The sequence below is a fragment of the Brevibacillus fluminis genome (assembly GCF_052072235.1).
Classification (GTDB): domain Bacteria; phylum Bacillota; class Bacilli; order Brevibacillales; family Brevibacillaceae; genus Brevibacillus_D; species Brevibacillus_D fluminis_A.
The window spans coordinates 4,193,469-4,205,131 of record NZ_CM125436.1 but is presented as its reverse complement, the minus strand read 5'-3'; the positions used below and the strand labels follow the sequence as shown (position 1 = coordinate 4,205,131).

Annotated in this window: 12 protein-coding genes; 11 read left to right on the top strand and 1 reads right to left on the bottom strand. The window is 53.1% G+C overall.

Features of this window, described 5'->3' with window-relative positions; translation table 11 throughout:
• Nucleotides 1-73: 73 nt before the first annotated feature.
• The 3 genes from ACTID9_RS20870 (at nucleotide 74) to mglC (ending at nucleotide 3,775) form a co-directional block, all read left to right on the top strand.
• Entirely contained in the window at nucleotides 74-1,111 is a 1,038-nt protein-coding gene (locus ACTID9_RS20870) for a galactose ABC transporter substrate-binding protein (RefSeq protein WP_441066801.1), read from the top strand.
• 115 nt (nucleotides 1,112-1,226) lie between these two features.
• Nucleotides 1,227-2,738 (top strand): sugar ABC transporter ATP-binding protein, encoded by a 1,512-nt coding sequence (locus ACTID9_RS20865; RefSeq protein WP_441066800.1) that lies wholly within the window; start codon nucleotides 1,227-1,229, stop codon nucleotides 2,736-2,738.
• Between the two features lie 17 nt (nucleotides 2,739-2,755).
• Nucleotides 2,756-3,775 carry a galactose/methyl galactoside ABC transporter permease MglC gene (gene mglC / locus ACTID9_RS20860; RefSeq protein ID WP_441066799.1) on the top strand — a complete coding sequence of 340 codons (1,020 nt, stop codon included), beginning with the start codon at nucleotides 2,756-2,758 and terminating at the stop codon, nucleotides 3,773-3,775.
• Between the two features lie 81 nt (nucleotides 3,776-3,856).
• On the opposite strand, the gene ACTID9_RS20855 is transcribed toward mglC, so the two are convergent.
• Complete coding sequence (locus ACTID9_RS20855; RefSeq protein WP_441066798.1) at nucleotides 3,857-4,477, bottom strand: TetR/AcrR family transcriptional regulator; 621 nt, start codon at nucleotides 4,475-4,477, stop codon at nucleotides 3,857-3,859.
• A 171-nt stretch (nucleotides 4,478-4,648) separates the two neighbouring features.
• Here ACTID9_RS20855 and ACTID9_RS20850 point away from each other — a divergent pair, with 171 nt between their 5' ends.
• The 8 genes from ACTID9_RS20850 (at nucleotide 4,649) to ACTID9_RS20815 (ending at nucleotide 11,538) form a co-directional block, all read left to right on the top strand.
• The gene (locus ACTID9_RS20850) at nucleotides 4,649-5,122 is read left to right on the top strand and encodes an N-acetyltransferase (RefSeq protein WP_122919027.1); all 474 of its coding nucleotides are present in this window, start codon (nucleotides 4,649-4,651) and stop codon (nucleotides 5,120-5,122) included.
• A 76-nt stretch (nucleotides 5,123-5,198) separates the two neighbouring features.
• Nucleotides 5,199-6,023, top strand: a complete 825-nt coding sequence (locus ACTID9_RS20845) for an aldo/keto reductase (protein ID WP_441066797.1) — start codon at nucleotides 5,199-5,201, stop codon at nucleotides 6,021-6,023.
• A 146-nt stretch (nucleotides 6,024-6,169) separates the two neighbouring features.
• The gene (locus ACTID9_RS20840) at nucleotides 6,170-6,739 is read left to right on the top strand and encodes a superoxide dismutase family protein (protein ID WP_441066796.1); all 570 of its coding nucleotides are present in this window, start codon (nucleotides 6,170-6,172) and stop codon (nucleotides 6,737-6,739) included.
• Between the two features lie 150 nt (nucleotides 6,740-6,889).
• Nucleotides 6,890-7,330, top strand: coding sequence for a MarR family winged helix-turn-helix transcriptional regulator (locus ACTID9_RS20835; protein ID WP_441066795.1), 441 nt, complete (start codon nucleotides 6,890-6,892; stop codon nucleotides 7,328-7,330).
• A gap of 114 nt (nucleotides 7,331-7,444) precedes the next feature.
• Complete coding sequence (locus tag ACTID9_RS20830) at nucleotides 7,445-8,179, top strand: GTP pyrophosphokinase (protein WP_441066794.1); 735 nt, start codon at nucleotides 7,445-7,447, stop codon at nucleotides 8,177-8,179.
• Nucleotides 8,180-8,183: 4 nt separating this feature from the next.
• On the top strand, nucleotides 8,184-9,629 hold the full coding sequence (gene pepV / locus ACTID9_RS20825; protein ID WP_441066793.1) for a dipeptidase PepV: 1,446 nt from the start codon (nucleotides 8,184-8,186) through the stop codon (nucleotides 9,627-9,629).
• A gap of 52 nt (nucleotides 9,630-9,681) precedes the next feature.
• Nucleotides 9,682-11,205, top strand: a complete 1,524-nt coding sequence (locus ACTID9_RS20820; protein WP_441066792.1) for a DEAD/DEAH box helicase — start codon at nucleotides 9,682-9,684, stop codon at nucleotides 11,203-11,205.
• A 60-nt stretch (nucleotides 11,206-11,265) separates the two neighbouring features.
• Nucleotides 11,266-11,538, top strand: a complete 273-nt coding sequence (locus ACTID9_RS20815) for an NAD/NADP transhydrogenase alpha subunit (RefSeq protein ID WP_122919218.1) — start codon at nucleotides 11,266-11,268, stop codon at nucleotides 11,536-11,538.
• Nucleotides 11,539-11,663: the final 125 nt, after the last annotated feature.

The following is an 11,663-nucleotide window of genomic DNA, read 5'->3' as shown; positions in this document are numbered from 1 at the left end:
TGGAATCGCTTACATTTTGGTACAGATAGGAAAATATGTAAAACCGATATCGATCTGTAAGGGGGATGTTGAAGTGAAAAAACTGGTTCTCTCATCGCTCGCTACTGCAGTTACGTTATCCATTGCGGGATGCGCAAGTCAAAGCGGCTCCCAGCCGACAACAGGAGGCGCCGACGGCGGAAAGCCCAAGATCGGGGTCGCCATCTACAAGTTCGACGATACGTTCATGACGGGCGTGCGCAACGCCATCTCGCAAGCGGCGGAAGGCAAAGACGAGGTGGACATCGTCGACAGCCAAAATTCACAGCCGACGCAAAATGACAAGGTCGACTTGTTCATCACCAAGAAAGTCAGTTCGCTCGCCATCAACCCGGTTGACCGTACGGCAGCGGGCGTGATCATCGATAAAGCGAAGCAGGCGAACATTCCGGTCGTCTTTTTCAACCGCGAGCCGATGCCCGAGGATATGCAGAAGTGGGATAAGGTGTATTACGTTGGAGCGAAAGCGGAGGAATCCGGCACGATTTCCGGCCAACTGCTGGTCGATTACTGGAAGGCGCATCCGGAAGCTGACAAGAACAAGGACGGGGTCATGCAGTATGTCATGCTGAAAGGCGAGCCGGGCCACCAGGATGCGGAGCTGCGGACCAAATTCTCGATCAAGGCGATTGAAGATGCGGGCATCAAGGTGGAGAAAGTCGCCGAGGATACCGCGATGTGGGATCGCGTGAAAGGGCAGGAGAAAATGGCGGCGTTCCTCGCAGCCAATGGAGACAAGATCGAAGCGGTGCTCGCCAACAACGACGACATGGCGCTCGGCGCGATCGAAGCGCTGAAGGCGGCAGGCTATTTCAAAGATAACAAATACATGCCGGTGGTCGGCGTGGACGCAACGGCGCCGGCGCTCAAAGAGCTGGAAGCCGGCACTTTGCTCGGCACGGTGCTCAACGACGCCAAAAACCAGGGCAAAGCGACGCTCAACATCGCCGACGCGCTCGCCAAAGGGCAGACACCGAGCAAGGATAACACGGGCTATGACATCACCGACGGCAAATATGTTTGGGTGCCGTACAAAAAAATCACCAAGGAAAACATGAGCGACGCCCAGTAAGCCTCGCGAGAAAACCCACTCGGTGCAGCGTGAACGTGTCGCCGGGTGGGTTTTTCTCCAGTATGCGCAAGCGAATGGACGACTCTAATGCGAGGGTGGGAGGCGATCGATAGCCATGACCGATTACGTGCTTGAAATGAAAGGAATATGCAAAGAGTTCCCCGGGGTAAAAGCGCTCGATGATGTCACGCTGCAAGTGCGCAAAGGCACCGTACATGCGCTGATGGGGGAAAACGGGGCGGGGAAATCGACCTTGATGAAATGCCTGTTCGGCATGTACAAACCCGATGCGGGCGAAATCATCCTGCACGGGCAAAAAGTGGACATCACGAGTTCCAAAGCGGCGCTTGACAGCGGCATCTCGATGATCCATCAGGAGCTTCATCCCGTGCCGTTCCGCAATGTGATGGAAAACATCTGGCTCGGCCGCTTTCCGATCAAACGAATCGGACCGTTTCCGTTTGTGGATGAAAAGAAAATGCAGCACGACACGAATGCGCTCCTAAAAGAGCTGAATCTGGATGTGAAGCCGACGGATCGGGTAGGCAGCCTGTCCGTGTCCAAAATCCAGTCGATCGAGATCGCCAAGGCGGTCTCCTACCATGCGAAAGTAATCGTGATGGACGAACCGACCTCCTCCTTGACCGGCGCGGAAGTGGAGCAGCTGTTTGCCATCATTGAAAAATTAAAAAGCACCGGCGTTTCGATTATTTACATCTCCCACAAGATGGAGGAGATCTTGCGTATATCCGACGACGTGACGATCATGCGCGATGGCAAAAAAATCGGCACCTGGAACGCGGCGGAGCTGACGACGGACATGATCATTGCGCGGATGGTCGGGCGCGATTTGTCGCAGCGCTTTCCCGAGCGGAGCAACAAGCCGGGCGATGTGCTGCTGAAAGTGGAAGGACTCACGTCGCCGTTTCCCCAATCGTTCAAAAACATCTCGTTCGAGCTGCGCGAGGGCGAAATTTTGGGGGTAGGCGGGCTTGTCGGCGCGCAGCGGACCGAGCTGATCGAGGCGCTGTTCGGCTTGCGTTCCGTTGAGGCGGGCGAGATGTGGATTCGCGGGAAACGGGTGAAAATCAAGTCTCCCATCGATGCGAAAAAGCAAAAAATCGCGCTCTTGACCGAGGAACGCCGCGCCACCGGCATCTTTCCCGTTTTGCCGGTATGGGAGAACACGGTTATGGCCAATCTCGCACGCTACCAGCGCCCTTATCTGCTGCTCGATGAGCGGCTGCAAAAGCAGCAGGTAGCCAAAAGCATCGATCTTTTGCGCGTCAAGACGCCGTCGATGAAAACGCTGATCAAAAATCTGTCAGGCGGAAACCAGCAAAAAGTGCTGCTTGCACGCTGGCTGCTGACGGAGCCGGATATTCTTTTGCTCGATGAGCCGACACGCGGCATCGATGTTGGCGCGAAGTACGAGATTTACTCGATCATTGCCGATCTGGCCAAACAAGGGAAAAGCATCATGATGATTTCGTCGGAAATGCCAGAGCTGCTTGGCATGTCAGACCGAATCATGGTGATGTGCGAAGGAAGGCTGACGGGCACCGTGGATGGCAAAAGCGCGACAGAGGAAGACATCATGCGGCTTGCCACAAAGCATTTGGCGTAAGAGGGGAGAAGAGAGGGATGAGCAGTATTGGCGCAAAGCAAGCCAAAGAATTTTTGTTTCAAAATGCGATCTATATCGTGCTGATCGTGCTCATTTTGGGCATCGCCGTCTATGATCCGCGCTTTTTATCGGTCACGACCTTGCGCGATATTTTGCTGCAATCGTCGACGAGAGCGATCATCGCGCTGGGGGCGGCATTCGTGCTGATCACGGGCGGCGTCGATCTGTCCGCCGGACGGGTGGTGGGGCTTACGGCCGTCTTGTCGGCGTCGATGCTGCAGCTGCAGGACTACCCGCGCCGCTTTTTTCCCGATCTGCCCGACTTGCCGCTTTTGGTGCCGATCGTGCTGGCGATTCTGGCGGGCTTGATCGTCGGCCTGATCAACGGGCTGATCGTCGCCAAGTTCAGCGTGCCGCCGTTCATCGCGACTCTCGGCACCATGGTCATCGTCTACGGGATCAACTCGATCTATTTCGATATGAAGCCGAACGAATCGCAGCCAATCGGCGGGCTTTCCAAGGAGTTCAGCCAATTAGGCACGGGATTCATCGGACCCAATGGCCCCTACTCGATCCCGTATATCGTCATCATCGCGGTGGTCGTCGCGTTTTTTGTCTGGGTTATTTTCAACAAGACGCGGCTCGGCAAAAACATGTATGCGATCGGCGGCAATATCCAGGCCGCGACCGTATCGGGAATCAATGTCGGGTGGAACCTGATGATCATCTACGCGATCGCAGGAGCGCTGTATGGCCTCGCGGGGGTGCTGGAAGCAGGCCGCACGGGCGGCGCCACCAATAACTACGGCAATATGTACGAACTCGACGCCATTGCGGCGTGCGTCGTCGGAGGCGTGTCCACATCGGGGGGGATCGGCAAAGTATCCGGCATTTTGACCGGCGTGCTGATTTTCGGGGTCATCAACTACGGGCTGACCTTCATCGGCGTCAACCCATACTGGCAGCTGATCATCAAAGGGCTGATCATCGTCGCTGCCGTATCGTTCGATATTCGCAAGTATTTGGCCAAAAAATAAGCCGCAAAAATCAATGGAGTGCTGACAACAACCCGTAGCTACGGTGAAAGAGAAAGGCGGGAGGAGAGTAGGATGGCTCCCTCACGTCAATCCCTTTGTTGTCAGCACTCCTTCATTGTCCATCCCCTCAAACACGATGGAGACTTTCTCTTCCATAATCTCTTCGAGCGGCCAGGCGCCTTCGCTGCGCACCCAGTCGTACAAGGCATTGTAATAAATGTTTTCCAACATGTTGGCAACGACGAGCGGGTTGAATTTGGTCTTGAGCCGCCCTTTTTCCTGCGCTTCTTCGATCAGATCGGCGAAAAGCTGGCGCAGTTCAACATTGGCATTCTTTTCCGAATCGAAAATTTGCCGGTGCTTCATCGACGATTCCAGCAGCACCTTCATGAAATCGTAATTCTGGATATTAACCTCGTTTAAAATTTTATAAATGCGCAGCACGCGCTGCTTGCAGCTATCGCCGTAATCCCACTCATCGCGGCGCTCCTCGATTTCCTGCAGCCGGTCGTAACCCCAGTGGGCGAGAATCGCTTCCTTGGAGGCAAAATGCAAAAAAATCGTCCCTCTCGCCACGTCGGCTTCCTCCGAAATCATGTCGATGGTCGTTGATTCGAAGCCGTGTTCTTTGAACAGCTTGATCGCTGCATTGAATATCTTTTGGCGGGTTTCCCGCTTTTTCCGTTCCCGTCGTGTGGTCATTTCGCGCACCTCCATTTTTTGTATTATAGCACATTTGCAAATATCCGCAGAAAAACTGTAGACGAAAAATGCATTAGAATGTATATTTATATAAAACGGTGAATAAATATTCGAAATAGAATGATTCACTGCCCAGAATGGGAACGGGATTTAATCAAGGGGGACTGTGCCATGGCAATGACAAAAACCATTACAGTGCGTCACGCGCTGATTGAAGATTTGGATCAAATGCTGGAAATCATTAATAAGTATGCCCAACAAGGGCTGATGCTGCCGCGCACGAAGCTGTCGGTCTGCGAAAATTTGCAATGCTTCCTGGTCGCCCATGACGGCGAATCGGTCGTAGGCGTTGCCGGCTTGCATATTTTGTGGGAGGATCTCTCGGAAATCCGTTCGCTCGCCATCGCGGAAAATACCAAAGGCTTAGGCATCGGCAAGCAGCTGGTCGAAGCGCTGGTCGAACACAGCAAGCGCTTGGGGATCAGACGCGTTCTGTCGCTCACGTACCAGAAAGAGTTTTTTGAAAAATGCGGTTTTACCGTCGTAGCAAAAGAAGGCTTGCCGCAAAAAGTCTGGAAAGATTGCATCAACTGCTCCAAGCTGCCGGTTTGCGACGAGATCGCGATGATCCGCGAGGCGTTCTGATTGTCGCGAGCACATCGATCCATCCATTTTTACCCATCCATATGGTATGATGGTAGAGATGAATGGAGGGATAAGGATGACAGTACGCAATGAAAGCACCGTATTGCAAAACGGCATCAAAATGCCTTGGCTCGGTTTGGGCGTCTGGAGAGTAAAAGAAGGTTCGGAAGTGGTTGATGCTGTGAAAGCGGCGATCGCAGCCGGCTACCGGAGCATCGACACCGCTGCGGTGTACGGCAATGAGGACGGCGTTGGCAAAGGAATTGCAGAATCCGGCGTCGCCCGCGATGAGCTGTTCATCACCAGCAAGGTGTGGAATGCCGACCAAGGCTACGATTCTACGCTCAAAGCGTTTGATGCCACCATGAGCAAGCTTGGCCTGGATGTGCTTGATCTCTATCTCATCCATTGGCCGGTAAAAGGCAAATACAAAGAAACGTGGCGTGCGCTGGAAACGTTGTACAAAGAAGGCCGCGTTCGCGCGATTGGCGTGAGCAACTTCCACGTCCACCATCTGGAGGACTTGCTTGACGGCGCAGAGGTGGCGCCGATGGTGGATCAGGTTGAATTCCATCCGCTGCTGAGCCAGGTTGAGCTGCGCACGTTTGTCAAGCAGCACAACATCCAGCTTGAGGCCTGGAGCCCGCTGATGCAAGGGAACCTCGATCTGCCGCTGCTGACAGAGCTTTCCGGCAAATATGGGAAAACGGCTGCACAGATCGTCCTGCGCTGGGATCTCCAGCATGAAGTGGTGACGATCCCGAAATCCATCACGCCTGCCCGTATCGCCGAAAATGCCGATATTTTCGATTTCGCGCTTTCTGCGGAGGATATGGAGAAGCTCGACGGCCTCAATCAAAACAAACGATTCGGCCCCGATCCGGATAACTTCAACTTTTAATATGCTTGTACATAAAACCGGCCCAGCGCCGGTTTTTTATTTTTTCAAGGCAGTCGCATTTTTCTCTAATAGTTTCACAAAAAAAGGGAACACTGAAAGAGAATTTGAGCTTTGACAACCAGATATCATCTAAAGGAGGAACAGCTGTGAAAAAGTGGATTGCGAGTGCCGTCCTGCTGTGGGCGATTACAGGGAACGGAATGGTGTACGCCACGCCTGAACATGAACACCCGGACAATTCGGCAGGGCATACGCAAGGCAAAATCGAGAGTGAGACGCAAGGAAAACGAATGGTCACGATCTATAATGCCAGCGGCAAGGAAATCGGCAAGGCAGTCGTGTTTCAAGAAGGAAACGGCGTGCGTGTCGAAGTAAAAGTCAGCGGGCTTACCCCTGGCCAGCATGGTTTTCATATTCATGAAAAAGCGTTCACTGATTTCGATTTCAAAACGTCTGGTGATCATTTGAATCCGGGGCAGCGCCAGCATGGCTTTGATAATCCGAAAGGGTTCCACCTGGGCGACATGACCAATCTGGAAGTCAAGGAAGACGGCACTGGCGAAAACAGCTTCCGGATCGAAGGGGCAAACTTGGCGAATAACAGTCCGCAATCACTGCTTGGTCGATCCATCATTATCCACGCGCAGCCTGACGATTACAAAACCGATCCTGCCGGCAATTCCGGCGAACGTATCGCGGGAGGAAATATCCAATAGTTACAAAAGCGAAAGCCGGTAACAAAAAAATTGTTGCCGGTTTCTTTATTCAACCAGCCTGCATGCATTGACAAGCGGTTTGATGGCACATACAATAAGAAGCATTGCTAGAAAAGGAACTATTTTCTGACTGAAAGGTATGGCCCTCTAATGGATAGTCGTCGTGAGCAGTATATTAAAGAGTTTGAAAGCATTTTTCGAGTGTTCAACCGCAGGTTTTTGCGGGAAATGAATCAAATTTTTGGCGACCGACTGTCCTATTCGGAATTTCTTTATCTGAAATTCTTGGATCAGAAGGGCTCGCAGATGGTTTCTGCTCTGTCCGAAGAGTTTAGCGTATCCGTAAGCCATATTACGGCTGTGATGAACACACTGGTGAGCGAGGGCTATGTAAACAGAGTACGTTCCGAGCAGGATCGGCGTGTGGTGGAATTGACGATCACAGAAGAGGGAAAACGGTTAATTACCGAACTGGACAGTGTGAAAGACGTACATTTGCGGAATTCGTTTGAGCCGCTCAGTACCGAAGAAATTGCACAACTACTGGCACTCTATCAAAAATTGTCCACAAAAAACCCTAGTCAGTCTTGAGGCTAGGGTTCTTCTTTTTCTCTTTTGACATGACATCCACACGCTTGTTGCAGGATATTCTTGCGAGAATGTTGAATCATAAGGGAAGGAACCTAGCTGCGGAGGGTACGCAACGTGCAAAAAATCGATTGGGACAACTATTTGCTTCCATTTGAGCAGGCTGTGGAAGAGTTAAAGGTAAAATTCAAAAACTTGCGCAATGAGCTGAAAAAGCGCGATGAACATACACCCATTGAATTCGTCACCGGAAGGGTCAAATCGCTTGCCAGCATTTACAATAAGGCGAAGCGCTTGCAAGTGCCAATCAATGAGCAGATCGCCTGGGAACTGCGAGACATCGCGGGCATTCGTGTGATGTGCCAGTTCATCGATGATATTGCGGTCGTGACGGAAATGATCCGCCAGCGAAAAGACATGACCGTCTTTTTGGAGAAAGACTATGTCAGCAAGCCGAAGGAAAGCGGCTACCGAGGCTATCATCTGTCGGTGGAATACCCGCTGATGACGGCGCGCGGCCAACTGACCATCCCGGTGGAAATCCAGATCAGGACGCTTGGGATGAACTTTTGGGCGACCATTGAACACTCGCTGAACTACAAATACGAAGGCGTCATTCCGAGCGACATTCGCCAGCGGCTGATCGAGGCGGCCAAGGCATCCTACAAGCTGGATAACGAAATGAACAATATCCGCGAAGAGATCAAGGAAGCGCAGGTGGCGTTCACCCGCAAGGAAGAGCTGGAGGTCGATTCCTTAATCGGCTTGGTCGAGCTTGATCTGGATGCAGACGACGATGAGGATGCGGAGCAAGTGAATGTTGAACCTACGCCATTCGAGGGGAAGGACTGAGAGGATGAGCCAACCGGTGATCAACTGGCAAGAAGAGGTAAGCAAGCGGCAGGATGAGCTGCTGCTGGCGACACAGAAATTTTTGCAAATCAAAAGCGTGCTGGATTTTTCGACAGCTTCCGCTGGAGCGCCGTTCGGCAGCGAAATCCGCAAAGCATTGGATTACGTGCTCGATGTGTGCAAGGAAGCGGGCATGGAAATCAAGGATGTCGAGGGATACGCCGGCCATGCCGAATTCGGCGCGGGAGACGAACTGGTCGGGATTTTGAGCCATGTGGATGTCGTTCCGGAGGGAGACGGCTGGAGCGTACCGCCGTATGAAGGCCGGATTGTGGATGGCAAGCTGATTGCGCGCGGCGCCATCGATGACAAGGGCCCGACGATGGCCGCGATTTTTGCCGCCAAAATCGTCAAGGAGCTGGGGCTTCCGCTCGGCAAGCGCGTTCGGCTGATTTTCGGCACCGATGAGGAGACGTCATGGCGCTGTGTGGATCGCTATTTCCAAACGGAAGAAATGCCGACGGTCGCCTTTACACCGGATGCGGACTTCCCGATCATCTACGCGGAAAAAGGCATGACCGATCTCGAGGTAAGCCAGACGCTGGCGGACTGGCAGCAGCTCGGCGTGGCGGAAGAAAGCGAGCCGGAAGCAGGCTTGCTCGCATTCGATTCGGGCTTGCGCGTCAACATGGTGCCGGATCATGCCAAAGCGGTTCTGCGCTGTGGGAAGCTGTCGGCAGAGGAGCTTGCGGCGCGCTACGCAGACTATCTCGCCCAAGCGAAGCTTACGGGCGAGTCGACCGTGGGGCAAGGCGAGGTGACGCTGACGCTGGAAGGGCGCTCCGCTCACGGCAGCACGCCGGAGCTTGGGGTCAACGCCGGAACCATGCTCGCCCATTTCCTCGCCACAGTCAAGCTGGATGCGCGGGGAGCGGCTTTTGCCCGTTTTGTGGACCAGTATTTCTATGGCCAGCATGATGGCGAAAACCTCGGCATTGCCGCACATGACGAGGAAATTGGTCCGCTAACCGTCAATACGGGCGTGTTCCACTATGAGGCAGAGGGCGATGTGACGATGCTGGTCAACATCCGTTACCCGCATTCCGCACCGTACGAAGCGTGGGAGCCTCGCTTTTTGGAAAAACTGAAACCAGCAGGCTATACATTGCGCATCAATGAGCATCGCGGGCCACTGTTCGTGGATAAGGAGCATCCGCTGATTACGACACTTTCACGCGTTTGGACGGAGCAGACGGGAAAAGAAGCCGAATTGCTTTCGATTGGCGGAGCGACCTATGGCCGGGCGTTGAAAGTTGGCGTCGCATTCGGACCGCTATTCCCGGGCCGTCCTGATTCCGCGCATCAGAAGGATGAGCATATCATGGTGGAAGATTTGCTCAAGGCGACAGCCCTGTATGCGCAGGCGATTTACGAACTGGCCAAGGAGTAGGCACCAGTCGTCTTGACGAACGGGCCAGCATCAGGAAGGAAGATGTTTTTACATGACGAAATCATTCGCAGCATTCGGATTGCGCACCGAGGTTTTGAAAGGTGTGGAGGATCTTTATTACAAAGAGCCGACGCAGATTCAAACCGAGGCAATCCCGCTGATTATGGAAGGTAAGGATGTGATCGGACAGGCGCAGACGGGCACCGGTAAAACGGCGGCGTTTGTGCTGCCGATCTTGCACAAGCTCGTGCCGGGCAAAAAGGATGTGCAGGCGCTCATCCTGACGCCGACCCGCGAGCTGTCCGTGCAGATCGCTGCCGAGATCGAAAAGCTTGGCAAACATCTCGATGTCAACGTGCTTTCGCTGCACGGCGGAACCGACATCGACAAACAGCTTAACCGGCTGAAGGCAAATGTGCAGATTGTCGTCGGGACACCCGGCCGCATTCTCGATCACTTGAAGCGCGGCTCTCTGCATTTCGGCCGCATTTCGACGCTGGTGCTGGATGAAGCTGACAAAATGCTGGAGATGGGTTTCCTTGATGAGGTTGCGGAAGTGCTGTCGGGCACCCCGCAGCAAAAGCAAGTGCTGCTCTTCTCCGCTACGATGCCGGATGATGTGAAAAAGCTGTCCCAGCAATTCATGCAGCAGCCGCCGCACATCAAAATCGAGAACAAGCAGAAAACGGTCGAGCAGATCGAGCAGGTGTTCTATGTCGTCAACCAAAGCGACAAGCAGGATGCGCTGATGGATTTGATCGAACAAACCAAGCCGTTTTTGGCCATTATCTTTGCCAATACCCAGCAGCGTGTGCAACAATTGACAGGACACCTCAAGGAACAAGGATTGAGCGTGGAAGGACTTTACGGTGATTTGTCCCAGAACAAGCGGGAACAGCTGATGAAAAACTTCCGCAACATGAAGTTCCAGTTCCTGGTTGCCACCGATATCGCGGCCAGAGGTCTGGATGTGGAAGGCGTCACCCATGTATTCAACTACGATTTGCCGAATGACATGGAAAGCTACATCCACCGCGTCGGACGTACGGGCCGCGCGGGACAGTCGGGGACGGCAATCTCGCTTGTTTCTCCTCGTCAAAAAAATATCCTGGGGCGGATCGCGAAAAGCACGAAAACGACGATTGAAGAAAAAGTCCTGCGTGCAGGCCGCTATCTGGATGAGGGACGAAAAGAGCGGGCGGCAGAGCGTGAATCGCACTTCATGGAACTGCGTAAAGAGAAAAAACGCGAGGCATCCGCACAGCAAAAGACAAAAGAGACGCCCGTGCTCGAAGCGCTGAAAAAAGCCAAACCGGTCAAGCCGGGCTATAAACGGAAGCTCAAGCAGGAAGTGCAGGAGCTGCAGACGGCGTATGAGCAAAAGCAAAAGCGCGAGGCAGCGAAGGCAGCGCGCAAAAGCGGAGCTAAGACCGGTGCGGCAGGGACAAAAAGCCCGGCAGGCAAAACCGGTGGCTCGCCGTCTGCCAGAGGCACTGGCAAGCCAAATCCATATGCCAAAGGACCGAACGGCAGAGGCTCGTTTGGAAAAGGTACCGGCGGCAGAGGAAAAAAATAGCTCATTTTCCAAGAAAATGGGCACCCTACCCGATGAAAGGAGCGTGCAGACAGCATGGCGATGAAATGTATTACTGTCTATACTAACAGCTACGAAGCTTTTTCCGATGTATATGAGAAGGTATTGAATGTAGATTTGGGGGAATACGAAGAGAAAGAAGTGGAAGGAATTACGGTGAGTGATGCGGGCAGCGTGCCGGAAGAGTATATCGAGCGCATGCGCAGCAAGCCGGAAGTCGCTGTCATGTCCATCAAGCGCAAAGGAATCACCATCCTTCAGCATGGCGATGTGTTTGAAATGCTGATCCCGGAAAAAGAAATTGTGCATGCCTAACAACTCGTTTATCGAGTTGTTTTTTTTTGCTGTCAGGCGACGTAAACCGACAGCCTGCGTCACTTTTCAACAATAGGACTTTCTCATCAGGAAAACTACGAGTAAAATAGAGAAAACAGTGTACT

Bases quoted from the DNA above. Each gene is read 5' to 3' on its own strand.
- ACTID9_RS20835 (WP_441066795.1), top strand. From the start codon at position 6,890: ATGGATAGTCGTCGTGAGCAGTATATTAAAGAGTTTGAAAGCATTTTT.
- pepV (WP_441066793.1), top strand. From the start codon at position 8,184: ATGAGCCAACCGGTGATCAACTGGCAAGAAGAGGTAAGCAAGCGGCAG.
- ACTID9_RS20845 (WP_441066797.1), top strand. From the start codon at position 5,199: ATGACAGTACGCAATGAAAGCACCGTATTGCAAAACGGCATCAAAATG.
- ACTID9_RS20820 (WP_441066792.1), top strand. From the start codon at position 9,682: ATGACGAAATCATTCGCAGCATTCGGATTGCGCACCGAGGTTTTGAAA.
- mglC (WP_441066799.1), top strand. From the start codon at position 2,756: ATGAGCAGTATTGGCGCAAAGCAAGCCAAAGAATTTTTGTTTCAAAAT.
- ACTID9_RS20815 (WP_122919218.1), top strand. From the start codon at position 11,266: ATGAAATGTATTACTGTCTATACTAACAGCTACGAAGCTTTTTCCGAT.
- ACTID9_RS20850 (WP_122919027.1), top strand. From the start codon at position 4,649: ATGGCAATGACAAAAACCATTACAGTGCGTCACGCGCTGATTGAAGAT.
- ACTID9_RS20855 (WP_441066798.1), bottom strand. From the start codon at position 4,477: ATGACCACACGACGGGAACGGAAAAAGCGGGAAACCCGCCAAAAGATA.
- ACTID9_RS20865 (WP_441066800.1), top strand. From the start codon at position 1,227: ATGACCGATTACGTGCTTGAAATGAAAGGAATATGCAAAGAGTTCCCC.